The following is a 26692-nucleotide window of genomic DNA, read 5'->3' on the forward strand; positions in this document are numbered from 1 at the left end:
ACGACTCTCGTCAGGCGCCCTGTTGCACCCATGTGGTCGTGCTGTGCTGTGCCTGTGAGTACGATTGCGAATTCGATGAGGAAATGAAGGCCTCATGAGAATGCGCGGCTTCGGGCTCCAGCGCTGGCAGATGCACGGTAAAGACAGTGCGTCCGGGCACGCTGTCGACGGTCACCGCGCCGCCGTGCGCGGCCGCGACGGCCTGCACGATGGCGAGCCCGAGTCCGGTGGACCCGGAGGCGCGCGACCGGGACGAGTCACCCCTCGCGAACCGCTCGAAGACATGCGGGAGCAGGTCCGGCGGAATGCCCTGACCGTCGTCTTGGACGTCCACGCACACCCAGGCTCCCTGACGGCGCACGCGCGCGGTCACCGTCGTTCCCGGAGGTGTGTGCGTTCGCGCATTCGCAAACAGATTCACCATGACCTGCTGGACGCGGGCGGCGTCCGCCAGCACGAGCGCGGGTTCGTCGGGCAGCTCCAGCCGCCAGTTGTGTTCGCGACCGGCGGCGCGGGCGTCGCTCACGGCGTCCACGACCAGCGGGGAGAGGTCGGTGTGCTCGTAGCTGAGCGGCCGTCCGGCGTCGAGGCGCGCGAGCAGCAACAGGTCCTCGACGAGCCCGGTCATCCGCCCGGCCTCGGACTCGATCCGGCCGAGCGCGTGTCTCGTGTCGGGCCCGGTCTCTTCCCGTCCGCGTCTGGTCAGCTCGGCGTAACCGCGGATGGACGCCAGCGGTGTACGCAGCTCATGGCTCGCGTCCGCGACGAACTGCCGTACACGCGTCTCGCTCTCCTGACGCGCGTGCAGGGCCCCGTGGACGTGGTCCAGCATGCGGTTGAGCGCGGCACCGACCTGTCCGACTTCCGTATGGGGGTCGGTCTCGGACTCGGGGACGCGTTCGTTGAGGGTCACCTCGCCCGTGTGGAGGGGGAGTTCGGAGACCCGGGTGGCGGTGGAGGCCACCTTGCGGAGGGGGCGGAGGGCGACCGTGACGAGGACGGACCCGGCGATTCCGGCGGCGACGAGGCCGGCCACCGTGACGCTCACCTCGACGATGATCAGGGTGTTGATGGTGCTGGTTACGGACTCGGTGGGGAGGGCGACGTAGTAGCCGCCCCTATTGCCCTCGACGTACTTGACGCGGTACTCCCCGAGCCCGGGGATCTCCACGGTGTGGACTCCGGTCTTCGACACTGAGCCGACCGCGGACTTCTGCGCCTCGGTGAGCGAGTCGGTGACCATGCCCTCGAAGCCCTCACTGTCGGAGTTCTTCTCCTTGGCGACGACCGCGTTGCTGATTCCTCCGTCGTCACTCACCTGGGCGACAACGGTGTTCTCCTCCGTGCCACCCTTGGTGACGAACCCGAACGGCCCTCCGGGAGGCGTGTCCTTCGGATCCGACGGACTGTCCGGCCTCACCGGGCCACCCGTGGCCCGGTCGCCGACCTCGCTCAGCGAGGTGTCCAACTGGTCGTACAGGTGCTGGCTCAACGCGACCGTCGTCACCGTACCGATCACCGCACACACCACCGCGATGAGCGCGACCGCCGAGACGACGAGCCGCGTCCGCAGCGTCCGAGGCTGTCGGCGCCGCTGCTTCCGCAGCTGTCGTCGACCGCTCATGACACCGCGGGCTTGATCAGATACCCCGCACCACGCCGGGTGTGGATCATCGGCTCACGACCGGCATCTATCTTGCGGCGCAGGTACGAGATGTAGAGCTCGACGACGTTGGCCTGACCGCCGAAGTCGTACGACCACACGCGGTCGAGGATCTGCGCCTTGCTGAGCACCCGGCGCGGGTTGCGCATCAGGAAGCGCAGCAGCTCGAACTCGGTCGCCGTGAGGTGGATGCCCTCGCCCGCCCGCGACACCTCGTGGCTGTCCTCGTCCAGAGTGAGGTCACCGACGACGAGCACGGAGTCGGAGCGGCGGTCGGCGGCACCTGAGCGGCGGATGAGCCCGCGCAGGCGTGCCACGACCTCTTCGAGGCTGAAGGGCTTGGTGACGTAGTCGTCGCCGCCGGCCGTCAGACCCGCGATCCGGTCCTCGACCGCGTCCTTGGCGGTCAGGAAGAGAACGGGCACGTCGGGCAGCTCGCGGCGCAGCCGGCCGAGGACGGCGAGACCGTCCATGTCGGGCAGCATCATGTCGAGCACCACGGCGTCGGGCCGGAACTCGCGCGCGGTCTGCACCGCACCGGTCCCGTCACCCGCGCTGCGGATCTGCCAGCCTTCATAGCGAAGGGCCATGGACAACAGCTCGGTGATCGACAGCTCGTCGTCCACCACAAGCACTCGGACGGGGCTCCCGTCCGGCCTCAGCAGTTCGGTGCGCCCCTGGGGCGAGGTCGTGGTCATAGCGAACACATTGCTGGGCTCCTCTGAGAACACGCTTTCTGGAACCTGTGAATTCCCTGAGAAACACACAGGCACCTCTCAGGGAACACCCTGGGAACTCCTTGCCTCCGCGGACGGCGGCGGGGGAGGATCCGTCAACCGCCGGTCATGGTGATCAGGGGGTGGCCTGTGGGGGGCTGTTGTGGCTGGTGGGGACAGAGCTGACGGACCTATGCCTTCGATGGAGGAACTCAGGCTTCGGGAGGTCCACAGGTTCCTGCGGTACACCATGGCCGCCACCGCAGTCTGCCTCCTGCTAGTGCCGTTGGCCCAGTGGCTCCAGCCTTCCGGGGAGAGCGACCTGGTCACCGGCGCGCAGGGCCCATTCCCCGCGGGGTTCGGCGCTGAGGCACCGGTCGCGCCCGAGCACGTCATGCACCGTAAGACGGGGGAGAGAGTCCTGGTGCACGGCCTGTCCGTGGAGTCGACGACCGACGGCGCACGGGCGGTGAACCTACGGACCGGCAAGGAGTACTGGCGCTACGAGCGACAGGACGAGAGCTCCGTCGCGATGTCGTTCGACGTCTCGGAGCGCACCGTGGTGATCGCCTACCGGGAAACCCTGGTCGGTGTCGATCTGCGCACCGGCAAGCGGCTGTGGCGTGAGGACCTCGGGGACGGCGAGATCTTCCGGAACGTGAGCCTCGGCGCCGGTCAGGCCCTGACCGAGGCACCCGGCGCCGTGCGCGCCTTCGACGAACGCGACGGCCGGAGCCTGTGGACGGCGAAGACGCCCAAGTCCTGCCCCGAAGTGGGCGTCTACGCCATGTACGCCCTGCCGGACCACGTGAGCGCGGTCCCGGTGCTGTGCAACGTGGCGAGTCTCGACACGGACGCCGAGCAGTACTACCTCCTGCTCGGCGTCGACAACCGGACGGGGAAGGCTCTCTGGCAGCGGCGCACCAGCCATCCCAGTTCGGCGGTCAGGGGCGACGCACACACGCTGGCCGCTCCGAACCCTGGCACGGACGACTCGCTGGCCGTCCAACTCCTCGACCTGAGCCGGGAAGGAGCCACTCCGCGCGCCGACCTGGACACCACCGCGTGGAATCCGGTCGGCGCGGGCAGCGGCACCGTGCTGCTGGCCACCGATGCCCAGGGCAACGGCGACGGCGACCATGACACCGTCCTGCACGCCTACGACACCGAGGACGGCCGCCTCGCCTGGCGGCTCAAGGCGCCGGCCGGCCACGAGTACGGCTCAGGCGTGATCGCCGACGGCCGGGTGTACCTCGTGCGCCAGCCGCTCCTCACCGAGGCGGACGCCAAGCGCCGTGTCCGGGACGCCGAGTTGCTCGTCCTCGACGCGGACACCGGGCGAGCGCTCCACACGCTGCGCCTGCCGGCCATGACCGCGCCCGACGACGACGTCTACTTCATGAAGCTCGACGTCCACCAGGTCACCGACGGAGCGCTCAGCCTCTCCTGGCGGGAGCTGTCGACGGACGAGCAACTCATCATCACCGACTGACCCCCGCCGCCTGCACCTTTCCTCCGCCCACGGCTCTCCTCTCCTCCGCTCCTCCGCCCATGGCTGTCCTCTCAGCTCCTCACAGCCCCTCAAATCCCGAACAGCCGCGCCCCGTTGTCATGGCAGACCGCCCGGAGCCATTCGTCCCCCAGGCCCAGCCCCTCCAGCGCACGCAGCTGATGGACGTACGGATAGGGGATGTTGGGGAAGTCGGTCCCGAGCAGGATCCGGTCACCGAGGCCGGCGAGCCGGGGGAGCGCCCGCTGGGGGAACGGGGCGAACTGCTCGCTGAAGTCCGTGAACGCCATCGTCGTGTCCAGCCGCACCTCGCCGAACCGCTCGGCGAGGCCGAGGAAGTCCTCGTACTCCGGCATCCCCATGTGCGCGAACACCAGCCGCAGCCGCGGATGCCGGGCGAGCACCCGCCCGATCGGATCGGGCCCGGTGTGCTTGCCGGGCGAGGGCCCCGAACCGCAGTGGATCACGACAGGCATCCCGGCCTCGGCGAGCAACCCCCAGGCCGGATCGAGGAGTTCGCCGGCCGGGTCGTACGCCCCCACCTGGACGTGCGCCTTGAAGACCCGCGCACCCTCGTCCACCGCCTTCTGGACGTACGCCGCCACACCCGGCTCCGGGAAGAGGGTCGCCGTGTGCAGACAGTCGGGTGTCCGGCCGGCGAACTCGACAGCCCACTGGTTCAGCCACTCGGCCATGCCCGGCTTGTGCGGGTAGAGCATGGCGGTGAACGCCCGCACCCCGAACTCCCGGAGCAGCCCGACCCGTTCGCGCTCCTCGGTCCGGTAGGTGATGGGCCACTCGACACCACCGGTCAGCGGCCCGAGCGCGTCGAAGTACTCCCAGACCTTCTTCAGGACCCGCTCGGGCATGAAGTGGGTATGGACGTCGACGAGCCCGGGAAGCCCGAGCCCTTCCCAGAACAGCCGCACCTCGACGACCTCGTCCGACGTGCCGTACGCGTCCGACCTGTCGCGCCCGTCCAACCCGCCGTACCCGCCCGACCCGCCGTACCCGTCCGACCTGTCGCGCCTGTCCGGCCCGCCGTACCCGTCCGACCTGTCGCGCCCGTCCGACCCGCCGTACCCGTCCGACGTGCCGTGCTCCTCCGGCCCGTCGTACGCGTCCGACCTGTCGTCGCCGTCCGGCCGGTCTGTCCCCTCCGTCCCGCTCACCCCGTCAGCCGTGCTCACGCTCGAACCCATGGCTTCGCTCGACCTTGGCGACGTGCAGGGTGTAGCGCTCGTACCACTCGGCGCGCCCGCGCCTCTGCGCCGCCCGGTGCTCGGTATTGGTCCGCCACTCCTCGACGGCGTCCGCGTCACGGAAGTACCCGATGGTGATGGACAGCCCGCCGGGGGAACCCGCGTAGTCCATCCCGAGGTATCCCGGGATCTTCTCCACCAGCTCCTCCATCCGCTCGTTGGTCTCGCCGTACCCTCCGGCCACCCCCTCCCGTCCGGCCTCCTCCGTCTTCACCGAGGTGAACACGACGGCGTAGTACGGCGGTTCGTACGCGGCGACGGGCACGGCGGGGGCAGGCGCAGGAGCGGAGACAGCGCCCGGGGTGGTGGGGGCATCGGCATTGGAGGCACCGTCCGCGACAGGTGCAATGGAGTGATCGCTCATGTCGCCCACTCTCGGCCCCGCCGTCGCGCCACGTCCAGGGCCTTTGCCGAAGGGGATCCCAGAGGGATCGATCTCTTGACCATTCCTCCCCGCCGCCACCCCTCCCTCAGAAGAGCCCGCCCTGAACACCACCGAACTCCCTTACAGGCACGGTGACTTCACGTCTCTCACCCCGCTCACCGCCGCCGGTCCCGGTCAGTTCCCAGCCGGTCATGAGCCGCGTGTCGAGGACGACGACCCCGCGCCCGGTCCGCAGATGCAGGTCGGGCCCGGCGGCGGCGACGAGCTCCCCGCTCACGACGCCCCCCGCGACCAGCTCACCGACGACACCGGCGGCCGGCGGCAACCCGTCGAGCCCGAAGACCTGCGCATGATCGACGGCGGCGAACGGCATCCGCTCCAACGCCTCGGGCCACCCACCCAGCCCCACGGCCCGGGCATGCAGCTCCCGGACCTCCGCCACCCGCACCCCCGCGTCCGGCAACTCGCTCCGCACGGCCCGCTTGGCGTCGTACGGAATCCGGTCCGGCACCCCCAGCGCCGTACGCAGCAACTCCTCACTCCGCCGGGCCGCCATCAGCGGGCCCCGCCCCAGCCAGGTGAAGACGACGGCGCCCTGCTCCAACAGCCGCGCGGACCCGCGCTCGACGGCTGTGATCCCGACCTTGACCAACCCGGGTCCGAACCACGCCAGATAGACCGAGTAGGGCCGTGGATCGTCGGCGATGGTGTCCGCGGCGACGGAGTGGGCCCGGTCCAGCCGCCCGCACTCCTCACACCGGGCCCCGACGCTCCGCCCGGACACCGCGGCCCCCGAAGGACAGCTGTTCCCCCGCGCCCCCACACATGTCCGCCCGCCCTCACCGGCAACGGCGAACGCAACCCGCTTCCCCCACGGCAACGCACTTCGACGACCCCCGTCCCACGTCAGCACGGGCCCTTCTCCGCCCCACCGAAGCCCCGTGCATTTCCACACCTGTGCCATCACTCACGAGCGTAGAGGGCACCACTGACAACGCGACGTCCGTCGGCAACGCGACGGCCCTCGATCAACGCGACGACCGTCAGACCGCGGACTCGGAGCGGCTGGATCCCAAGGCGGCATCCGGCCGCAGCACGCCCTGCACCCCCTGCGTGCCCTGCATCCCCTCGGCGAAGACAGCCACGCCGGTGGTGGTGCCCACCGAACGCCCCCGCCCGGCCAGCCGGCACCCGACACACGCGGGATGCCCGGCTCTCGCGCCCCGGTCCCGCACCCACATACCCCGCTCGGCCACCGGCCGGATCCCGGGCGGTTTGCCCCACCCCACCAGATGCAGCCCCCAGGTCACCAGCACACTGAGCCCCGCGACGCCGAGACCCAGCCAGATCCAGGCCGCGGACCCCAGACACATCCCGACCCCGGCCACCGACGTGCCCACGACGGCCACTGCGCAACCGGTCCACCCGGCGACGGTGTGCCCCTCATCATGGTGATTCCCGCTCATGTACATACCTCCCGACCGACGCATGACCCAGGATCTGCCAGATCCTCTTAGTAAGTAAGAAATTTACCTTACGAACTAAGATACCTGCCAGATGCCAGCAGAGGGAGAATGAGGAGCGAGAGAAGAAGGAGGAGCAGCGGGTGAGTGAGAAGAGGGCGAGCGAGAGTGGCTCGGGCCCGCGGCAGCGCCCGCCGGCCACCCCGGCGGAGACCCTCTCGGCGATGGACCACGTCATCGCCACGAGCATGGTCGCCCAGCACGAGATGGCCCAGCGCCTGGGCCTGAACGCCTCGGACCTGACCTGCTTCGGCTACGTCCTGGAGGCGGGCGAGGACCTGCTCACGGCAGGCGACCTGGCCACCCGGGCCCACGTCACCACCGGAGCGGTCACCGGCATCGTCAACCGCCTGGAACGCGCGGGCTATGTGACCCGCCAACCCGACCCGTCCGACCGCCGCCGCGTACGCATCGCCCCGATCCCGGCCGCGGTCGACCGCGTCACCGCCCTCTACGGCCCGTACTACGCCCGCCTGACCGAACAGTTCACCGACTACTCCCCCGCCGAAATCGCCATCCTGAACGACTGGTTCACCCGAACCGGCAAGTTGATGAGGACCTATCTCGAAGAGGTCCGCGAAACCTGACCACCAGACCTCTCCGCCGCACACCCCAACGCCCGCCCACCCCAACGCAAGAGACCCCGGACTCACCGTCCGGGGCCTCTTACCTGTATGCACTCGGCAGAATTCGAACCTGCAACCTTCTGATCCAGAGCGCTGGACAGATCGCTCAGCGACAGTCATCCCGGTCGGCCAGCGGTCCCGGGGAGGCGCTACAGGACGGGTCGGTTGCTGTGGTTGCGGTACCCCGCTGCTGCACCGCCGGCCTGACTGCCAGTCACTCCTGGCCTACCCCTCGACCTCCTTGAACGCGTTCAAAAAAGGTGCCACTATGCGCTATGCCCTTCGTGGTCACCTCTCCTTGGCACCGACTCGGCCGTGTCGGCTTGTGTATCGCCGATGCCGTCGGTCGCTACCTGCTGATCTGGGTGGTGGCATGGCTCGTCTATGCCCTGACGGCTCCCCGCCAGCACGAGCTTGTGTCCTACCTGCCTCGCACCCGCTCGTACTGGGAGGACACCGCCTACTACCTGTGGGACGACTCCATTGCCTGGGTGGGGCTCATGGTGGGCATCCCCTCGCTGTTGGTAATCCTGTTGTTCGGGCTGCTCAACAAGCGCCAGGGGGCGGCATTCCGTATCCGTCTGGCGGGGCTCCTCCTCCTGCCCACATGGTTCTTGCCCTTCCAGAACTTCGCGGCACTCCTCTTCGTCCCGGTCCTGGCGCAGGTGGCCTTCGCGCTCTGCCTGATGCCGGTTCCCCTGGTTCGCTTCCCTGCGAAGGCCGAGAACTGATTGCCCAGGCGGGCGCGCGCCGAGCGGTGGCGGGCGGCTCGATCAGGGGCCATTCTCGTGAGCGCTGTCCGCCAGATGCCGTGACTCCCACAGCCGTCCGGAGAAGTTGAACATGTTCAATAATGCTGCCAAGATGACGAGCGCTTGCTCGATAACTGGTCGAACCCGGGTCGTTCGCGTGTCCCGCTGAAGGTGTTGGGGTGGCGTGAGTTGCGTTCCTACCGGGCAGTCCTGGTCCTCGTCCCCGTCGCGTTCGCTCTCGTCGCATGTGGCAGGTTCGCCTCCCCGTCAGTTCCTGACGGTGAGCCGGCCGAGCTACCCCGATCGCAGACAACGACCATGTGGGGCGACGGCGCGGGCGGCAGGCTGGAGCTGAAGCCGGATGGAACGTTCACTGCCGATGATGTCTGCGGTGATTACGACATCTCTGCCTACGGGCCTGAGAACGAACCCCGGTCGGGATCAGGTACCTGGGACGACAACGGCCGGGAGGGACAGAGCAGCGTTACGGTGTCGTTCGAAGCCGATCGCGTGAACTCCACCTACAAGGCCCTGCGAGACGGCAAGACGCTGAAACTCTGGACATATGTCGGGGACCCCGACGAGGGTCATGCGCTCTGCATCCTGACCCTGCGGCAGGACTGAATCGGCCCCCGACCAGCCCAGCTGCCCCTTCCCCGTCACCTCTACCCACCACTCTCCCCGACTTCCATCCCGTACGCCGTCGCCCCACACGCCGTGGAGCGGGCGTGGTTCAGGGCGTCAAGGTGGAGCGCGCCACAGTACGAACGACCTTGACCCCCTGGGCCACGCCCGCTCGGCTCCGCCTGAGGCGTCACAGATCGCCATGCCGATGGAGGTCTACGCCGAAGCAAGCGAAGAGCAGGTGCGTGCCGCGATCGGCCAGCTGTCCGACGCCATGGGCGGCGCCGACTGAGCAACCCGTAACCGTGACCTTGCTCTCCAGGAGACCCCGAACTCGGGGTCTCCTGCGTGCCTTTCGCCTACGGGGCATCCACGGTCAGGGAGTAGTCCACACCAACGGAGAAGTCCTGTGCCTGACCGCGAATCGTCAGTGTGTGCTTCCCGGGTTTCAGCGGGGGCATCTGGACCCAGAGGCCGCACCCGGTAGTCGTGAAGCGCTCGTGCGTGCCTGTGACGGGGTTGTCGGCGACGCCCTGCACAGAGATCGTCTCTCCTCGGATGGTTTCCGAGCCGACCTTCTTGCCATCCAGGACCGCTGATCCCTTGGCTGTGCTCATGAAGTCTGCGCAGTCCGCCGGGCCACCCATCAGGTTCACCAGGGGAAACGCGATCGGGGCCCCGTCAGGGATGCTGCACGCGCGCTCGGCCTGAGTGCCGAATGTGCCCGCGAGGAACCACATGTCCTGCGGCTGGTTACGCTCGCACTCGCTTCCATCCTCGTCAGCGACCGGGTTGGTCGGTTCAGGTTCCGACATTGCCCATGTCCACCATCGGCTCTGCAGATCCTCAGGAGAGAGACGGGCTTGCGCCGACGACGGTGCACCTGAAGCAGGAGCTTTCGAGCCCTCTGATGATTGCCCGGCCGGGCTGCCCCCGCATCCCACCAGTGCCGCCAGGACCATGGTCGCGAGTCCCGCTCTGCCGATCTTGATCTTCATGAGTGCCCCTCCCGCGCTACACATGCCATGCCCCCCGGTCGCCATGCGGTACTCGCGGACACCCCATCCGCGAGCCCCTTGGGTCACGGTTGCTGTACTTCGCTGCCGTACGCCCCTGAAACGCAAGAGGCCCCGGATCTCTCCGGGGCCTCTTACCTGTGTGCACTCGGCAGGATTCGAACCTGCAACCTTCTGATCCGTAGTCAGATGCTCTATCCGTTAAGCTACGAGTGCTTGTGTGTTCTGTTGTGTTGGCTCTTCCTTCCGGGCTTTTCTTCCCGGTCGGCGTTGCGGGAACAACATTACATGACTGGCGGCGTGAGGCGAAATCCGTTTGCCGGACCTGGCCTGACCTGCACAAACGACCCTGAAGCGGCCCTCGACGAGGCCCACGGGACGCCCCGAAACGATCAAGGAACGACCGAAGCCCCGGCCAGTGACGACCGGGGCTTTCGGGATCTTCGGCGGAGGCGGAGGGATTTGAACCCTCGATGGGATTTAAGTCCCAAACCGCATTAGCAGTGCGGCGCCATAGACCGGACTAGGCGACGCCTCCAGCACAACCGTCCGCGCGAGCGCGAATGGTGCGTGCAGATGATGACACAGCCGAGCGGGCTGTCACCAATCGCCCCCCACGGTACTAGGCGGAAAGGTCAGAGGGCAAAGCACATCCCGCGGCGCAACGTCACGGCACGGACGGCGTTAGAGGAGTGGGGCGCACGCCCCCCCGGACGACACCGGACGACGCCGGATCACGAGACAGACGAGGCAGGCGAGACAGACGAGACAGACGAGACACCGGAGCCAACGCGGATGTCGTCCCTCGGGTCCCCGCCCGTCCGCCTCACCCCCTGGAGCCCCCATGCTGCGCCGCCTCGCCCTCACCGTCGCCACCTCCGCCGCCGCGTCCCTCGCCGGGCTGTCCGCGGCGCCGCCGGCCGCGTACGCCGCGTCGCTTCCCGTCATGCCGCTGCCGGTGAACGACGCGGACGACGGTGACCGGCTCACCGTGACCGTGAGCAAGGCGGGCGGCGGCAAGGACGGGACGTTCGAACTGGACTGTCACCCGGTGGGCGGCAGCCACCCCGACGCCCGGGCCGCCTGCGATCAGTTGGACCGGAGGACCACCTGGGGCAAGGACCCGTTCGCGCCGGCCGCGCCGGGCGGGATGTGCACGATGCAGTACGGCGGTCCGGCCACCGCGCACGTCACGGGGACCTGGGCCGGACGGCCCGTCGACGCGACGTACGCGCGGGCCGACGGGTGCGAGATCGCGCGCTGGGACGCCCTCGTGCCGGTGCTTCCGGGGTTCGGATCGTAGGAATCCGCCCTTCCAGGAGCCTTCGGGCGTCTTCGGGAGTCCTCAGGAGCTCGGTTCGTGAGCCCGGTTCGTGAGCTCGGTTCGTGGAGCATGAAGGGCGGAGTGGAGGAGCGGCGTGGACAGGAATCGCACAGCGGGCTCATGGGTCCAGGGGGCGAAACGCACGGTCACAGGTTCTCCGTGTCTTCTGCGTCCGTTCTGCGTCCCCTCTACGTGCGACCTCCCTCTCATCCGGCGTCGCGAGCGCAACCACTGCCCGTAGACTCCCTCGCGTGACACGTCGCGGACCGGTTGGCAAGATGGCACCCGCGGTCGGCAAGGTGCGGTAACAGGGAGGAAGCGTCTCGTGAGCAGCAGGCCATCCCGAGGCGCTGCTCGCCTCGCAGCCATACTCGACGCGCTTCCCGATGCGTTGGTGCTGGTCAACGCCAATGGGACGGTCGTCAACGCCAACACCATCGCCCTGGAGGCCTTCGAGGCCCCGGGCACGGCTCTCGTCGGTCGCGGACTGCTCGATCTGCTGCCGCAGTTCGACTCTCGGCTCATCCCCGGCACGATGCGGCGGCCCGACACCGTCGACGAGAGCGGCCGCACCAGGCCCACCCGGATGATCGCCCGCCGCACCGACGGCAGCGAGTTCCCGGTCGAGGTCACGAGCGCGAACCTGGAGAACGGCCAGCAGGCGTACGACGGTTACGGCTACACCAGCGATGAGCTGCTGATGCTCGTCGTACGCGATCTCTCCGGCACCGTCGACACCGAGGCGGAGCTCGCCCGTTCGCAGCGGCAGACGGAGATGATCCTGCGGGCCGCCGCCGAGGGTGTCGTGGGGACGGACACCGAGGGACGGGTCGTTCTCGTCAATCCGGCCGCCGCGCAGATACTGGGTTTCCGGGCCAGCGACCTGGGCGGGCAGGAACTGCACCCGCTGATGCTGCACTCGCGCGCCGACGGCGAGCCCTTCCCGTACGAGGAGTCGCCGCTCGCCGACACCCTGCGCTCCGGGCGCAAGCACCGGGTGCGCGGGCAGGTCCTGTGGTCCAAGAGCGGTGACAAGGTGCCGGTCGACCTGACCACCGCGCCCGTACGGGACGGCGACCAGCTCGTCGGCGCTGTGATGACCTTCACGGACCGCCGGCCGTACGACTCGCTCGCCGAGGAGAAGGACGCCGAGGCCCAGCGGCACCAGGAAGAGCTCGAACGGGCCGCCGAGGAGCACGCGAAGGAGCTGGCGGCGCTCCGGGAGGAGCACGGTACGCAGCTCGCCGAGCTGAGCGAGCGGCACGAGGAGGAGCTGGCCGCGGGCGACGACCGGTACGCGGCACTCGCCGAGCGCGAGAAGGACCGGTACGAGGCGCTGTCCGCGCGGCACGAGCAGCTGCTCGCCGTGCTCGGGCGTTCCCTGCGCGGGCCGCTGGACCAGCTGCGGACCGAGCTGTCCGTCCTCGCCGCGGACGACGCCGGTCAGTTGTGGCCCGAGGCCAACCAGGTGCTGCACCACCTCTCGGCCGGCTACTCGCGCATCACCACACTCGTCGACAACGTGCTCGCCTACCAGCGCCTCGACTCCGGGACCGAAGAGGTCACCCGTACGAAAGTGATGCTGGACGCGGTCGTCGCGGCCGGTGTCGACGGGGCGGTCGAGCTGATCGGGCCCGGACGCGTGCAGTTCGCCGTGCACGCGCCGCCCATCGAGGCCGAGGTCGACCCGCAGCGGCTCGCGACCGCGCTCGCGCATCTCGTCGCGGACGTCGCTGGCGTCGACTCCACGGGCAACGCGCCAGTCTCGGCCGGCGGCTACATGGACAACACGGTCGTCGTGGCGGCCGCACAGCGCGGCGAGGTCGTACGGATCGAGGTACGCGGGCCGTACACCGGGGGAGACCCGGTGCACGAGCCGATCGTGCGGGGGATCGTGCGCGCGCACGGCGGAGTGCTGCAGACGCACGAGGTTCCCGGGATGAGCGGCAGCGCCTTCGTTCTCGAGGTGCCGATCGGGGGCGGGGCCGGGGCGGTTCCGGCTCCCGGTGCGGGCGCCGGTACGGCCGTGGCCGTGAGTGCCGGTACCGGTGCGGACGCGGGTGTGGATCCGGGCTCGGCTCCGAACGGTGGCGGCGTCGGTTCCGCGGTCGCGCTGCCCGAGCAGGCCTCGCCGCAGGGCGGTGGGCGACGGCGGGCCCGACGGGCTTCCGTCGACGCCTTCCTGGAGAGCGAGGTCGGGCCCCCCACGGAGACGGCCGTGCCCACCGGACGGCGCAGGCGCGCTGCCGGGGACGGGAGCGGCGGGGGCGGGGGCGGGGCCCAGCTTGCGCTTCCCGCTCAGGCCTCAACCGACGAGGGCGGCGCCGAGAGTTCCGGTGGCACCGGACGTCGGCGAGGGCGCCCCAGTCCGGCCGAGGGCGGCGGTGTCTCCGAGGGCGCGGTCGTGACCGCCGCCGAGCACGCCGCCGGTTCCGCTGCCACGGGGCTCGGGGAGACCGTGCCTCCGCAGGGTGTGCCCGTGCCCGCCGGTGGACGGCGAGCGCGACGGGACGGCCAGCAGCAGGCGCTGCCCGCCGCACTGCCCGCGGCGCCTTCGCCCGCTCCGGACGCGGGTGCCGCCGCGGACGCCAGTGGTGGCGCGCCTCAGCCGACGGGACGGCGTCGGCGTGCGCTGGCCGCCGCGGCCGAGCGTGCCGCGGCGCAGGAAGCGGGGCCGCGCGCTGTGTTCGCGCTCCCGCCTGCCGAGGCGGACCGCTCTCCCGAGTACGCCGCCCAGCAGGCCGAGGCCCAGGGCCAGGCAGCCCACGGCCAGGCAGCCCTCGCCCAAGCGCCCGTCGGTCAGCCCGCTCTCAGTCAGGCAGCGCTCGGGCACGCTCCCGCCCAGGCCGACGACGGACGCCACGACGTGGCGTCGCACAACGCGGCCGACGATCACACGCCGCCGCAGCCCCATCCGTTGCAGGCGCCCAGCGGGCGTCGACGGGCCCGGCAGGCGGCGGGCGAACTCGATGCGGCCACGGCCACCGGGACGCCGGGAGTTGCCGGGCAGATGGCTCCGGCGCAGGGTGCTCCCCAGGCTCCAGGTGTGCAGGGTGCGCCTGTCGCGCCCGGGCAGGCCGTTGCGGTTCCGGGTCAGGGAGTTCCTGGGCAGGCGGTTGCTGGACAGGGGACTCCTGGGCAGGGGACTCCTGGGCAGGGGATGCCCGCGCAACTGGGCCCCGTACAGGGCGTTCCCGGGCAGGCCATGCCCTTGCCCGGACAGCTGCCTCAGGCACAGGGCGTACCCGGTGAGGGCATGGCACCGCAGGCTGCTTCCGGGCAGCCCATGCCCGGCGCCGTACCCGCCCAGGGGAATCCCGGTCAGGGCGCCCCTGCCCAGGCCGGTCCTGTTCCCGGTCAGGCCGTTCCTCCGCAGGGCATGCCCCAGCCGGGCGCCCCAGGACAGGCCCTTCCGCCGCAGGCCGTACCCGGCCAGGTCGCGCAGGCCGGTGCGACTGGTCCCTCGGGAGCCGTCGGCCCCGGCGGAGTGCCGGTGTCCGCCGCGCCCGCCCAGGGCGCCCAGACCCCCGCGCAGAACGCCCAGCAGCAGCCCCAAACGCCCGCGGACGCCGCTTCGGCGCAGCAGCCCTGGCCCGGTGCGGCCGACACCTCCGGCGCCGGGGTCCCCGTACAGCAGGAGGCCGGTGCGGCGGCCCAGCCCTGGCCGGGTACGGCCGACGGTCCGGCGGGCCCGGAGACCGCGCCCGCGCCTGGGCCCGCGCCCGTCCCGGAGCAGCCCCGTGCCGCCCAGCCGCTCCCTGCCGAGGCCGCGGCGCCTGCGCCTCCCGTCGACCCCAACTCGACACAGGGGCGCGCGTTCAGCGTTCGCACGCTCGGCCAGGGCGTCCCGTTCGGCCGCCGTATGACGGACGCGCAGCAGCCCCGGCAGAGCCGGCCCGCGTCGCCGACTACGCCCCAGCCGCTCCCTCAGCAGGCCCAGGCGCAGGCTCAAGCCCCGGTCCAGGCCCAGGCGCAGGCTCAGGCCGCTCCTCAGCCCCAGGCGCCCACGCCTCCCCCGCACGCGACCAACGGCTCCGGGCGGCGCCGCAAGCTCGGCACCCGCCCCGAGGCCGTCGCCGACGTCGCCGAGCAGACGGACACGGCGGCCCGGCCGCACCCGCAGGGCGGCGGCCCCCAGTCCCGGATGGCCAACACCACCGAGGGCACCGGCCGTTCGTACGCCATAGGGGCCCCCGACGAGAACGCCGACGAGGGACCCGAGCCGCTCGACGGCCCCGGCGGTGCGGTCGAGGTCGCGAACCAGCCCCATCCGCAGCCGATGGACGACGAGCTGCCCCCGGAGCCGCTCGACAACCCGCGTCGGCTGCTGGTCTGGCCCGCGCCGGACATCACCACCCAGCAGGCGCTGAGCGACCGCGGCTACCGGCCCGTCATCGTGCACTCGCGCGAGGAGGTCGACGCGCAGATCGCCGCCTTCCCGGCCGCTCTCTTCGTGGACCCGCTCACCGGCCCGATCACCCGCACGGCACTCCAGTCGCTGCGTCAGGCCGCCGTCGCGGCCGAGGTCCCGGTCCTGGTGACGGCGGGCCTCGGACAGGCGACGCGCGAGGCGGCGTACGGCGCGGACCCGGCCGTACTCCTCAAGGCCCTCGCCCCGCGCGACAGCGAACAGCACCCGCCGCGCGTCCTGCTCATCGAGGAGCACGCGGAGATCGCACTGGCGCTGACCTCGACGCTGGAGCGGCGCGGGATGCAGGTCGCGCGAGCTTCCTCGGACGAGGACGCCGTCACGCTGGCCTCGCAGATGCGGCCGAACCTGGTCGTGATGGACCTGATGCAGGTACGCCGCCGACGTGCCGGAATCGTCGACTGGCTGCGGGCGAACGGCCAGCTCAACCGCACCCCGCTCGTCGTCTACACCGCCGCCGTCGACCCGACCGAACTGCCGCGCCTCGCGGCGGGGGAGACGGTGCTGTTCCTCGCGGAGCGATCGACGAGCACCGAGGTGCAGGGCCGGATTGTGGACCTGCTGGCACGCATCGGTACGAACTGAGCACCCTTCGCGCCAACAGCACACGGGTGGAACCGGCAGTTCTGCCAGGTCCGTAGAAGTACACGTGCGCATATGTGAGTTGGGGCGTTGTTTCACGTGAAACAACGCCCCAACTCATACATCGACCTAAATGCGATCAGAAGTCGATCGGAAGGCTGTCGTCGCCTTCCGCGACCGTCAGATCTGGGTGACGTCCAGTTCACCCGCCGCGTACTGCCTGCGCAGCACCTTCTTGTCGAACTTGCCCACGCTCGTCTTCGGTACCGACTCGATGATCGTCCAGCGCTCGGGAAGCTGCCACTTGGCGATCTTGCCCTCGTCGGCGAGGAAGGACCGCAGGGACTCGAAGTCGGCGCCGGCGCCTTCCTTCAACACGACGGTGGCGAGCGGACGTTCACCCCACTTGTCGTCCGGGACGGCGACGACCGCGGCCTCGGCGACGTCGGGGTGGGCCATGAGCGCGTTCTCCAGGTCCACCGAGGAGATCCACTCTCCGCCGGACTTGATGACGTCCTTGGCGCGGTCGGTGAGGGTCAGGAAGCCGTCGGGGCTGATCGTGCCGACATCGCCGGTCTTGAGCCAGCCGTCCTCGCTGAACTTGTCGGCGGGGCGCAGGACTTCGGCGCCCTGTCCGCCGTAGTACGCGCCCGCGATCCACGGGCCGCGCACCTCCAGCTCACCCGCCGACTCGCCGTCCCACGGCAGCCGCTCGCCGCCCGGGCCGGTCAGCCGGGCCTCGACACTCGCCGGGAAACGGCCCTGCGTGAGGCGGTACGCGAACTCCTCGTCCGTGCCCACCACCTGGGCCGGAGGCCGCGCGATCGTGCCGAGCGGGGAGGTCTCCGTCATGCCCCAGGCGTGACAGACGCGCATGCCCAGCTCGTCGAAGGCCTTCATGAGGGCAGGGGGACAGGCGGATCCGCCGATGGTGACCTGAGTCAGCGAACTCACGTCACGGGGCTTGCCCTTGAGCTCCGCGAGCAGGCCCTGCCAGATGGTCGGAACGGCGGCCGCATGCGTCGGGCGCTGGCTCTCGATCATCTCGGCGAGCGGGGCTGGCTGGAGGAAGCGGTCCGGCATCAGCACGTTCACGCCGGTCATGAACATCGCGTGCGGCAGGCCCCAGGCGTTCACATGGAACTGCGGGACGACGACGAGGGAGGTGTCCGCGTCGGTGAGGCCCATGGACTGCGCCATGTTGACCTGCATCGAGTGCAGGTAGATCGACCGGTGGGAGTAGATGACGCCCTTGGGGTCGCCGGTCGTGCCGGACGTGTAGCACATGGCCGCGGCCTGGCGCTCGTCCAGCTCCGGCCAGTCGTAGCTCTCCGGCTTGTCGGCGATCAGGTCCTCGTACTCGTGCACCTGGACCGACGCCCCGTCCAGCAGCGAACGGTCACCGGGGCCGGAGACCACCACGTGCTCGATGGTCTTGAGGTGGGGCAGCAGCGGCGCGAGGAGCGGGAGCAGCGAACCGTTGGCGACGACCACGCGGTCGGCGGCGTGGTTGACGATCCAGACGAGCTGCTCGGGAGGCAGCCGGAGGTTGAGCGTGTGGAGGATCGCGCCCATGGCGGGGATCGCGTAGTACGCCTCGACGTGCTCGGCGTTGTTCCACATCAGCGTCGCGACCCGGTCGTCGTCCCGGACTCCGAGGTCGTCACGCAGCGCGTGCGCCAGCCGTGCCGCCCGGCCCCCGATCTCGGCGAACGAGCGCCTCTGCGGCTCCCCCTCACCGGTCCAGGTGATCACCTGAGACGAACCGTGGATCGTCGACCCGTGGGTCAGGATCCTCGAGATCAGCAGCGGTACGTCCTGCATCGTGCTCAGCACGGCGTCCTCCCGGGGGCGACATTGCCTACGCGGTAGTAAGGGTTGGGCTGATTCTGCTCACATACCGCGCGGTATGTCACTACTCCGGGATGATCGATCACGTCACGACGGGATTCCTTGCCCCGGCGTGAGCAGTGTGCTTGCCCCGCTCTGATCAGCGCACGGGACCCAGCTCGGGGTCCTCACGAAGCTTGCCCAGCGCACGCGACACGGCCGACTTGACCGTACCGATCGACACTCCCAGCACGTCCGCCGTCTGCGCCTCGCTCAGGTCCTCGTAGTACCGCAGGACGACCATCGCCCGCTGCCGCGCGGGCAACTTCATGATCGCGCGCCACATCGCGTCGTGCAGCGCCTGCTGTTCCGCCGGGTCCCCGGCCGGCGGAGCCTCCGGCTCCGGCAGCTCGTCGCACGCGAACTCGTCGACCTTCCGCTTCCGCCACTGCGACGTCCGCGTGTTCAGCAACGCGCGCCGTACATAGCCGTCGAGGGCCCGGTGGTCCTCGATCCGCTCCCATGCGACATACGTCTTCGTGAGTGCGGTCTGCAGCAGGTCCTCCGCGTCGCTCGGGTTCGCGGTCAGCGAGCGAGCGGTACGCAGCAGCACTGGTTGGCGGGCCTTGACGTACGACGAGAACGACGGGTACGCAAGGGTCCGCGTCGCCGCATTCGAAGCGCTGGTGCAGACGGTTGTGGTCATGGCTCCACGCTAGGAGCGCCCCCTACTCCAGCGGATCGGCCGCAGGTCCCGAAGCCGTGTCCGCCTCAGGTTGTAGGAGGGGGGCTGGCCACACCTCCTGAAGGTGGACGCCGGGCCCCGGCCCCCTGAGGGTTCACCCCTGAGGACGGCTCCCCTGGCAGTAGCCCGGACCCGGGAATGATGCGGGAGTAGTACGGCCACACTCCATGAGCACTCCCGGAGGGTACGCCGGGGCGCTCGCAGAGCGCGAAAAGCCAGCGAAGAACGACGGTCCCGCTCCGGCGCCGGACCTGGACATGCACCCCACCCATGCTGGACAGGCCACTCCGCCCGGCCCTGCGCAGGCCACTCCGCCCGGCCCTGGGCAGGCACTCCGCCCGGCGCCGACCCGCACCGCGGTCATCAGCCCCGCCTCCGGCATCAGCCCCGATCGTCCGAGCCCAGGATCAACCCCGATGTGGGGACGCCCGTACCCGCCGTCACCAGCACCCGGCCGGCCCCGGGTATCTGGTTCACGGACGTGCCCCGGAGCTGTCGTACGCCTTCCGCCACGCCGTTCATCCCGTGCAGATAGGCCTCCCCGAGCTGCCCTCCGTGCGTGTTCAACGGCAACCGCTCCTCGGCGACGAAGTCCGCGGCCTCGCCCGGCTTGCAGAACCCGAACTCCTCCAGCTGCGTCAGCACGAACGGTGTGAAGTGGTCGTACAGGATCCCCACGTCTATTCCGGCGGGCGTCAGCCCGGACGTGCGCCACAGCTGCCGCGCCACCACACCCATCTCCGGCAGTCCCGTCAGGTCGTCCCGGTAGAAGCTGGTCATCTGCTCCTGCGCGCGCCCCGCGCCCTGGGCGGCCGCGGTGATCACGGCGGGCGGATGTGGCAGGTCGCGCGCCCGCTCCACCGAGGTGACGACCAGGGCCTGGCCGCCGTCGGTCTCCTGACAGCAGTCCAGCAGCCGCAACGGCTCGACGATCCACCGCGAGGCGGCATGGTCGGCGAGGGTGATCGGTTTGCCGTGGAAGTACGCCGCTGGGTTGGTCGCCGCGTACTTCCGGTCGACGACCGCGACCTGCCCGAACGCCTCGGGCGTCAGTCCGTACGTGTGCAGATAGCGCTGGGCCGCCATCGCCACCCAGGACGCGGGCGTGAGCAGGCCGAACGGCAGCGACCAGCCGAGCGCGGCGCCCTCGGCCGACGGCTCACGCCGCTGCACCCCGGAACCGAATCTCCGCCCCGACCGCTCGTTGAACGCCCGGTAGCAGACCACCACCTCGGCCACGCCCATGGCCACTGCGAGAGCAGCCTGCTGGACGGTCGCGCAGGCCGCGCCTCCCCCGTAGTGGATCCGCGAGAAGAAGGACAGCTCGCCCATGCCGACCGCCTGGGCGACGGTGATCTCCGGGCTGGTGTCCATCGTGAACGTCACCATCCCGTCCACGTCGGCCGGTGTGAGCCCCGCGTCGTCGAGCGCGGCCCGCACCGCCTCGACGGCCAGCCGCAGTTCGCTGCGCCCCGAGTACTTCGAGAACTCGGTGGCCCCGATCCCGACGATCGCCGCCCGCCCACCGAGCGCGTCCCTCGTCCGTACGCTCATGGCCGACTCCCCGCCGCCTCGTGGACCGCGGCGCCCTCGGATCCCGCAATGCCCTCAGCGCCTTCGGCTCCTTCCGCTCCATCGGCTCCATCGGCTCCATCGGCTCCATCGGCTCCGGGGACAGTGACCGTGACCGTCCCGGTGACATGTCTGCCGATCCCGTTGGCCCCCACCACCTTGACCGTCGCCGTATCGCCCTCGACCGCCTCCACCGTGCCGGTCAACACCATCGTGTCCCCCGGGTAGTTGGGCGCACCCAGCCTGATCGCGACCCTCCGCAGCACGGACCGTGGTCCGAACCTGTCCGTGATGTAGCGCCCGACCAGCCCGTTGGTCGTCAGGATGTTCATGAAGATGTCCGGCGAGCCCTTCTGCCGGGCCAGCTCCGCGTCATGGTGCACGTCCTGGTAGTCCCGCGACGCGATCGCCCCGGCGACGATGAGCGTGCGGGTGATCTCGATCTCCAGTGGCGGCAGGGTGTCCCCGACCCGCACAGGCCCGACCTCGGTGTTCACGCGTCCCCCTCTCCATCCACGATCAACGCCCCTAGCTCCTGGAGCACTTCGCTCCCGCACCCCAGATACGCGTCCAGCTGCCGCCCCCACAGAAAGTGCCGGTGCACGGGATGGTCGAGGTCGGCCCCCGTACCGCCGTGCAGATGCTGTCCCGCGTGCACCACGCGCTGCCCCGCCTCCGACGCCCACCAGGCGGCGGTCAGCGCGTGCGCGGCGTAGTCCAGCCCCTCGTCCCGCCGCCAGGCCGCTTCGTAGGCCGTGACCCGTATCGCCTCGGTGTCCATGTACGCGTCGGCCGCCCGGAGTTGGACCGCCTGCTTGGTCGAGAGCGGTCTCCCGAACTGCTCGCGGGTGTTGGTGTGGTCGACCGCCCGGGCCACCGAACCCGCGCACACCCCGGCCTGCAGCCCCGCGAAGGCGGTACGCGCGGTGGCCAGTACGTCGTCGTACGCCTCCTGGCCCGGCACACCCGCGTCGGAACCGCCCAGTCGCTCGGCCAGCCGCTCGGCCAGTCTCTCGGCCAGCCGCTCGCGCTCGCCCAGCGGCTCGCCCGGTGTCCCGTCCAGCGTCAGCCGTCCCGCCGACCAGGGCGCCGTCAGCTCGACGGGCTCGCAGCGCGCGTCGACGGTCCGTACGAGCCACAGGCTGTGCTCGTCGTCGGCGACGAGGACATGCGTGGCGTCGCGGAGCCAGGGCACCACGGGGACCACACCGCTCAACTCCCCGAATCCGCCCACCCGTACGGCAGCCTCGGGCAGGGCGCCGGTCACGACCACCGTGCCGTCCCCGATCGCGGGCAGCAGCCGCTCCCGCTGCTCCGCCGAACCGTGGGCCGACACCGCCAGCAGCCCGTACACACAGGTCGCCGCGAACGGCACCTGGGCCGTGGTCCGCCCCTGTTCCTCCAGGAGCAGCACCAGCCCGAGAAGCCCTGTGTCCTCGACGGCGGCCGGCAGCCCGGCCTCGCACAACGCCTTCCACAGCTCGGCGTCGCTTCCGGTGCCGACGGCTGTCAGCCGCTCGTGCGTGGACAGGTCGCCGAAGATCCGCGCGGCCAGATCGCGGGCCGCCGCCTGCTCCTCCGTGGGCGTGAAGTCCATGTCAGCCCCCGCTCCTCTCGACGGCCCGGAAGACCGGCAGCTCCAACTCCTCGTCCACCTGCTCGAACTCCAGCCGGACCGGCATCCCGATCCGCACCCGGTCGTGCGGCACCCCCACCACGTTGCTGATCATCCGCACGCCCTCCGCGAGTTCGATCAGTCCCACCGCGTACGGCGGATCGAAGGCCGGGAAGGGCGGGTGGTGCATCACCACGTACGAGTAGACGGTCCCGTCACCGCCCGCCTCGACCGTGTCCCAGTCCGGGCAACCGCACGCGTTGCACCCCGGCAGCCAGGGGAATCGCAGCGTCCCGCATCCGTCGCAGCGCTGTATGAGCAGCCGGTGCCGGGACACGCCCTCCCAGAAGCCGGCGTTGTCGCGATTGACTACGGGGCGGGGCCGCTCGGGCCGTTCAGACCCTTCGGACCCTTCGGACCCTTCAGGCCGCTCAGGCCGCTCAGGCCGTGATACCTCGGCGGCCACCGCGGTCTTCGAAACAGCGGCGGGCCCCGCCTCCTTCGGAGTGCTCCTTCTCCGAACCGCAGGCACGTACTTCAGGATCCGGAACCGGTGTGTTCCCACAGGCCGGCCGGCCACCCGGACATCCATCCGCGTCGTGACGAAGTACCCCGTGCCCAGCTTGGTCGTCTTGCGCTCGGACACCGACTCGATCACCGCGTCGAAGGTGATCGCGTCCCCGGGCCTCAGCGGCCGCAGATACTCCTGCTCGCAGTCGGTGGCGACCACCGAGGTGTACCCGGCGTCGTCGAGCAGCCCGAGCAGCTCGTCGTACGCCTCGGAGCGCCCCGCGTGCCCGGAGAGGCCTCCCATCGTCCACGCCTGGAGCATGGTGGGCGGCGCTGTGGCGTCCGCACCCGCGTACGCCGGATTCGTGTCTCCCATCGCCTCGCACCAGTGCCGGATCATCGGCTCGTTGACCAGGTCCTTGCCCACACCGCCGACCGCGGCGGCCCGGCCCTCGTACACCTTCGCCCGCACGAACACGTCCTCGTACCCGCCGCCCTCGCCCAAGGCCGCCGCCCCCTCTCCGCCCGGAACCTCCCGCTCGCTCACCGACGCCCCCTGGTCATCCCGAGCCGCATCGTCGCCACGATCTCCCGCTGCACCTCGCTCACCCCGCCCCCGAACGTGTTGATCTGTGCCGCCCTGTTCATCCGCTCCAGCTCGCCGTCCCCGAACACACCCGGCGATCCGGAACGGACCAGCGCATCCGATCCGACGATTTCCTGACACATTCGGTACACCGCGACCGCCGATTCGGTTCCCACGACTTTCACGCCGCTCGCATCGCCGGGTGCCAGCCGGCCGGCCCCCACATCACCCACCAAACGCCAGTTGAGCAGGCGTGTTGCCGCCAGCCGGGCATGCACTTCGGCCAGCCTCGACCGCACCCACGGCTCGTCAACCCTGCGCCGCCCAGTCACCGGATCGGGGGTACGGGCGGCGGCCAGCACGGCCGCGTAGAAGTCCTCGGCCTGCATGCCGATCGCCGCGAGCGCGACCCGTTCGTGGTTGAGCTGGTTGGTGATGAGCCCCCAGCCGCCGTTCTCCTCACCGACGAGGTTGGCCGCCGGGACCCGGATGCCGTCGTAGTACGTGGCTGTCGTGGTCAGCCCGCCCACCGTCGCGATCGGCGTCCACGAGAACCCGGGGGCGTCGGTGGGCACGAGCAGGATCGAGATCCCCTTGTGCTTCGGCGCGTCGGGGTCCGTACGGCAGGCGAGCCAGATCCAGTCGGCCTGCTGGGCGTTGGAGGTGAACACCTTCTGCCCGTCGACAAGCCACTCACCGCCGCCGTTGCCCACACTCGCCGCACTCCCGACACGCCTGGCACTCCCAGCGCTTCCAGAACTCCCGGCACTCCCGATACTCCCGGCACTTCCAGAACTCCCGGCGCCCCCAGGGCCCTGCTCGCTTTCCTCGCGTCCGTCGCCGCCCACCCGCACGGCCCGGGTCCGCAGCGACGCCAGGTCCGTCCCCGCGGACGGCTCGCTGTAGCCGATCGCGAACACGAGTTCCCCGCGCAGGATCCGCGGCAGGAAGTACTCCTTCTGTTCCTCGGTCCCGTACTTCATGAGCGTCGGCCCGACCGTGTTGAGCGTGACCATGGAGACCGGAGCGCCCGCCCGGTAGGCCTCGTCGAAGAAGACGAACTGCTCGTCGGCGCCGCGCCCCTGGCCCCCGTACGCGACGGGCCAGCCGAGCCCCAGCCACCCGTCGGCACCGATCCGGCGCAACAACGCCCGCTGCCGTTCCGAGGCCCCTGGCCCACCCGAGACCGAAGCCGAAGCCGAAGCCGAAGCCGAGGCCGCATCCGCATCCGCATCCGCGGGCGGCGGCGGTCCGTCCGGCATCAGGTCCCGGAAGTACGTACGGAGTTCGGCGCGCAGTCGTCGCTGGCGCTCGGTGGGGGCGAGATGCACGACGACGGCCCTCCCGGACCTCGTACGAACAAGGGTTTCTGACTGTCCGTCAGATGGGTGTGACTGTCAAGGTCACGGACCTCGACCGCCAGGTCACGATCGCCCTCCCGGCCACCCATGCGGAAACGTCTGCGCGGCGGCACCCAAGTGCCGCCGCGCAGACGTGTTACCACCCCACAAAGCACCCCACTGAGGAGGCGTACGACCGCCGGGGGTCTCCAGTCCCCGACAGCCGCCGGCTCACCAGAGCTCGGTGAAGTTGACGGCGGTGTTCTCGTTCGACTGGTCGATGGCCGTGAACGCGGAACCGTTCACCTGGGCCGTGTTGCTCTGGTTCGAGGCACCGGAGCCGACGGCCTGCTGCTGCGTCGTGGACGACGTCCCGTAGTTGTCGCCACCGACGCCACTGCCGACGACGTTCGCCACGGCCGCGTTCGATCCGTTGTCCGCGAAGGCGCCGTTGTCGGCCGCCGCAACGCCTGTGAAGAGGGCGGCGGCGAGCGGCAGGGCTGCCGCTGCGGCGAGAAGGCGGGCGGTACGGATGCTTGCCATGTCTATTCCTCCAGAAGCGGAAGTTCGCACCGGCCAGGACCGGCTGAGTACGGCTTGTTCCAAGGCAGTTGGCCGACCGCCTCGGCGTCTGTCACAACGTCGCGAGACCAGAATTGCCCACCGAATCCCCGGCGAACCACCCCGGAAGGCACTATTCGCTCGCAAGCGTGAGGACATGTCGATAAACCCTCTTCGCGCAACCAAAACCGCAGATCAGGGCGGTGCGGGCGACTCAATCCCATACGCCGCAAGGGAGGAAGCGTTCCGGCACGTTTTCAGCCAATCCCGCGGGGCCGGTTTCCACCCCTGCCCCACCCCGCCTTCCTCCACCCAACCCGGAGCACCTCTTCCTTTTTTCGAACACTCGTACGAACATGGAGTCATGGCCACCATCGACCGGCAGGCCACGACGCTGGCCCTCGCACACGCCCTGTCAGCCGCCGAACGCGGACTGGCCGTCATCCCGCTGTCCCGAACCAAACTTCCGGCACTGCGCTCCCCACACCGCGACGATCCGACGGCCCCGCTCTGCCACGGCGAGTGCGGCCGCTTCGGGCACGGTGTGTACGACGCCTCGATCGACCCGCTGCGCATCCGAGAGCTCTTCGCCGCCGCCCCCTGGGCCACCGGCTACGGCATTGCCTGCGGGCTGGACCCCCATCACCTGATCGGCATCGACCTCGACACCAAATCGGGTACGGACTCGTCCGCGGCGCTCCGGGAACTGGCCCTGCGCCACCTGTTCACGATCCCGGAGACGGTCGTCGTGCTGACGCCCAGCGGCGGCCGCCACGTGTGGCTGAGCGGCCCGCCCGACGTCGTCGTCCCCAACTCTGCGGGCCGCCTGGCCCCCGGAATCGACATCCGCGGCGCGGGCGGCTACCTCGTCGGCCCCGGCTCACGGACCGAACACGGCGCCTACAGCACGGCCCCGGGAACCGCCGACCTGGCACCCGCCGCCTGCCCGCCGTCCCTGCTGCAGCTCCTCCTGCCCCCGCCCCGCACCGGCCGCCACGCGACCCCCGCCTCGGCGGGCCAACATGGCCAGGGCCTCGTCCAGTTCATCCTCGCCGCCCATGAGGGCCAGCGCAACACCCGCCTCTTCTGGGCCGCCTGCCGCGCCTACGAGAACGGCCTCGGCCCCGACCTCACCGAAGCCCTGGTCGACGCCGCCATCCGTACCGGCCTCACCGAACGCGAGGCCCGCTCGACCATCACCTCGGCCTCCCGCATGACGAGGCACCGCCCTTAGCCCCGCCACAACCGAAAACGGCCCCCCTAGGAGCCCAGAAAACCTGGCCAAGCCGAAAACCAACCACTCACGCGCGCGTGCACCCCGAAAACACCTGCGCACCACAACGCCTGCGCACCACCAAGAACAACAGGGGCGCCCGGAACCTCTCGGTTCCGGACGCCCCTGCTTCCCGCACTGCGGTGGGTGTGGGATTTGAACCCACGGTCACATCGCTGCGACGACGGTTTTCAAGACCGTTCCCTTAGGCCGCTCGGGCAACCCACCCCGCGCCGCTGAGAGATCGG

22 protein-coding genes and 3 tRNA genes are annotated in these 26692 nt (G+C 70.3%); 7 read left to right on the forward strand and 18 right to left on the reverse strand.

The window, feature by feature from the left end:
• Window positions 1–10: 10 nt before the first annotated feature.
• Both ACIBEI_RS25895 and ACIBEI_RS25900 read right to left on the reverse strand, forming a co-directional pair.
• Complete coding sequence (locus ACIBEI_RS25895) at window positions 11–1624, reverse strand: sensor histidine kinase (protein ID WP_398892629.1); 1614 nt, start codon at window positions 1622–1624, stop codon at window positions 11–13.
• Window positions 1621–2361: a response regulator transcription factor gene (locus ACIBEI_RS25900; RefSeq protein WP_055616400.1), complete on the reverse strand. Its 741-nt coding sequence runs from the start codon at window positions 2359–2361 to the stop codon at window positions 1621–1623. The genes ACIBEI_RS25895 and ACIBEI_RS25900 overlap by 4 nt, the downstream gene beginning before the upstream one ends.
• A 268-nt stretch (window positions 2362–2629) precedes the next feature.
• Between ACIBEI_RS25900 and ACIBEI_RS25905 the strand changes: the two genes are divergently transcribed.
• Entirely contained in the window at window positions 2630–3871 is a 1242-nt protein-coding gene (locus ACIBEI_RS25905) for a PQQ-binding-like beta-propeller repeat protein (protein WP_398892630.1), read from the forward strand.
• A gap of 89 nt (window positions 3872–3960) precedes the next feature.
• Here ACIBEI_RS25905 and ACIBEI_RS25910 read toward each other — a convergent pair whose 3' ends face one another.
• From ACIBEI_RS25910 to ACIBEI_RS25925, 4 genes are all read right to left on the reverse strand, one after another.
• On the reverse strand, window positions 3961–4872 hold the full coding sequence (locus ACIBEI_RS25910; RefSeq protein WP_398892701.1) for an amidohydrolase family protein: 912 nt from the start codon (window positions 4870–4872) through the stop codon (window positions 3961–3963).
• A gap of 193 nt (window positions 4873–5065) precedes the next feature.
• On the reverse strand, window positions 5066–5515 hold the full coding sequence (locus ACIBEI_RS25915; RefSeq protein WP_398892631.1) for an antibiotic biosynthesis monooxygenase family protein: 450 nt from the start codon (window positions 5513–5515) through the stop codon (window positions 5066–5068).
• Window positions 5516–5621: 106 nt separating this feature from the next.
• Window positions 5622–6500 (reverse strand): DUF2797 domain-containing protein, encoded by an 879-nt coding sequence (locus ACIBEI_RS25920; protein ID WP_398892632.1) that lies wholly within the window; start codon window positions 6498–6500, stop codon window positions 5622–5624.
• A gap of 79 nt (window positions 6501–6579) precedes the next feature.
• Window positions 6580–7002 (reverse strand): HGxxPAAW family protein, encoded by a 423-nt coding sequence (locus ACIBEI_RS25925; RefSeq protein WP_398892633.1) that lies wholly within the window; start codon window positions 7000–7002, stop codon window positions 6580–6582.
• Window positions 7003–7223: 221 nt separating this feature from the next.
• Between ACIBEI_RS25925 and ACIBEI_RS25930 the strand changes: the two genes are divergently transcribed.
• The 3 genes from ACIBEI_RS25930 to ACIBEI_RS25940 all read left to right on the forward strand — a co-directional run bounded on the left by ACIBEI_RS25930 (window position 7224) and on the right by ACIBEI_RS25940 (window position 9061).
• Window positions 7224–7646, forward strand: a complete 423-nt coding sequence (locus ACIBEI_RS25930) for a MarR family winged helix-turn-helix transcriptional regulator (protein ID WP_398892702.1) — start codon at window positions 7224–7226, stop codon at window positions 7644–7646.
• A gap of 314 nt (window positions 7647–7960) precedes the next feature.
• Window positions 7961–8416 carry a hypothetical protein gene (locus ACIBEI_RS25935; protein ID WP_398892634.1) on the forward strand — a complete coding sequence of 152 codons (456 nt, stop codon included), beginning with the start codon at window positions 7961–7963 and terminating at the stop codon, window positions 8414–8416.
• A gap of 339 nt (window positions 8417–8755) precedes the next feature.
• On the forward strand, window positions 8756–9061 hold the full coding sequence (locus ACIBEI_RS25940) for a hypothetical protein (RefSeq protein WP_398892635.1): 306 nt from the start codon (window positions 8756–8758) through the stop codon (window positions 9059–9061).
• Window positions 9062–9420: 359 nt separating this feature from the next.
• On the opposite strand, the gene ACIBEI_RS25945 is transcribed toward ACIBEI_RS25940, so the two are convergent.
• The 3 genes from ACIBEI_RS25945 to ACIBEI_RS25955 form a co-directional block, all read right to left on the reverse strand.
• On the reverse strand, window positions 9421–10059 hold the full coding sequence (locus ACIBEI_RS25945) for a signal protein (RefSeq protein ID WP_398892636.1): 639 nt from the start codon (window positions 10057–10059) through the stop codon (window positions 9421–9423).
• Between the two features lie 161 nt (window positions 10060–10220).
• A tRNA-Arg gene (locus tag ACIBEI_RS25950) sits at window positions 10221–10293 on the reverse strand.
• Window positions 10294–10524: 231 nt separating this feature from the next.
• Window positions 10525–10615 (reverse strand) — tRNA-Ser (locus ACIBEI_RS25955).
• A gap of 306 nt (window positions 10616–10921) precedes the next feature.
• Between ACIBEI_RS25955 and ACIBEI_RS25960 the strand changes: the two genes are divergently transcribed.
• The gene (locus tag ACIBEI_RS25960; RefSeq protein ID WP_398892637.1) at window positions 10922–11380 is read left to right on the forward strand and encodes an SSI family serine proteinase inhibitor; all 459 of its coding nucleotides are present in this window, start codon (window positions 10922–10924) and stop codon (window positions 11378–11380) included.
• Between the two features lie 346 nt (window positions 11381–11726).
• Window positions 11727–16415 (forward strand): PAS domain-containing protein, encoded by a 4689-nt coding sequence (locus ACIBEI_RS25965; protein WP_398892638.1) that lies wholly within the window; start codon window positions 11727–11729, stop codon window positions 16413–16415.
• A 177-nt stretch (window positions 16416–16592) separates the two neighbouring features.
• Here the strand turns inward: ACIBEI_RS25965 and ACIBEI_RS25970 are convergent, their stop codons facing one another.
• The 8 genes from ACIBEI_RS25970 to ACIBEI_RS26005 form a co-directional block, all read right to left on the reverse strand.
• Window positions 16593–18236: a long-chain fatty acid--CoA ligase gene (locus ACIBEI_RS25970; RefSeq protein WP_398892703.1), complete on the reverse strand. Its 1644-nt coding sequence runs from the start codon at window positions 18234–18236 to the stop codon at window positions 16593–16595.
• Window positions 18237–18402: 166 nt separating this feature from the next.
• Window positions 18403–18948 carry a SigE family RNA polymerase sigma factor gene (locus tag ACIBEI_RS25975; protein WP_143643394.1) on the reverse strand — a complete coding sequence of 182 codons (546 nt, stop codon included), beginning with the start codon at window positions 18946–18948 and terminating at the stop codon, window positions 18403–18405.
• 420 nt (window positions 18949–19368) lie between these two features.
• Entirely contained in the window at window positions 19369–20541 is a 1173-nt protein-coding gene (locus ACIBEI_RS25980) for a lipid-transfer protein (RefSeq protein WP_398892639.1), read from the reverse strand.
• The gene (locus ACIBEI_RS25985) at window positions 20538–21035 is read right to left on the reverse strand and encodes a MaoC family dehydratase (protein ID WP_398892704.1); all 498 of its coding nucleotides are present in this window, start codon (window positions 21033–21035) and stop codon (window positions 20538–20540) included. Before ACIBEI_RS25985 ends, ACIBEI_RS25980 begins: the two co-directional genes overlap by 4 nt.
• A gap of 17 nt (window positions 21036–21052) precedes the next feature.
• A complete protein-coding gene (locus ACIBEI_RS25990) occupies window positions 21053–22156 on the reverse strand; it encodes an acyl-CoA dehydrogenase family protein (protein WP_398892640.1) in 1104 nt (367 codons plus the stop codon).
• 1 nt (window position 22157) lies between these two features.
• Window positions 22158–23189, reverse strand: a complete 1032-nt coding sequence (locus ACIBEI_RS25995; RefSeq protein WP_398892705.1) for a bifunctional MaoC family dehydratase N-terminal/OB-fold nucleic acid binding domain-containing protein — start codon at window positions 23187–23189, stop codon at window positions 22158–22160.
• Window positions 23190–23227: 38 nt separating this feature from the next.
• Window positions 23228–24601 carry an acyl-CoA dehydrogenase family protein gene (locus tag ACIBEI_RS26000; protein ID WP_398892641.1) on the reverse strand — a complete coding sequence of 458 codons (1374 nt, stop codon included), beginning with the start codon at window positions 24599–24601 and terminating at the stop codon, window positions 23228–23230.
• Window positions 24602–24841: 240 nt separating this feature from the next.
• Window positions 24842–25153, reverse strand: a complete 312-nt coding sequence (locus ACIBEI_RS26005; protein ID WP_055613949.1) for a hypothetical protein — start codon at window positions 25151–25153, stop codon at window positions 24842–24844.
• 382 nt (window positions 25154–25535) lie between these two features.
• Here ACIBEI_RS26005 and ACIBEI_RS26010 point away from each other — a divergent pair, with 382 nt between their 5' ends.
• Entirely contained in the window at window positions 25536–26405 is an 870-nt protein-coding gene (locus tag ACIBEI_RS26010) for a bifunctional DNA primase/polymerase (RefSeq protein WP_398892642.1), read from the forward strand.
• 180 nt (window positions 26406–26585) lie between these two features.
• Here ACIBEI_RS26010 and ACIBEI_RS26015 read toward each other — a convergent pair.
• Window positions 26586–26672 (reverse strand) — tRNA-Ser (locus ACIBEI_RS26015).
• Window positions 26673–26692: the final 20 nt, after the last annotated feature.

The organism is Streptomyces sp. NPDC050988 (assembly GCF_044456225.1).
Lineage (GTDB): Bacteria > Actinomycetota > Actinomycetes > Streptomycetales > Streptomycetaceae > Streptomyces.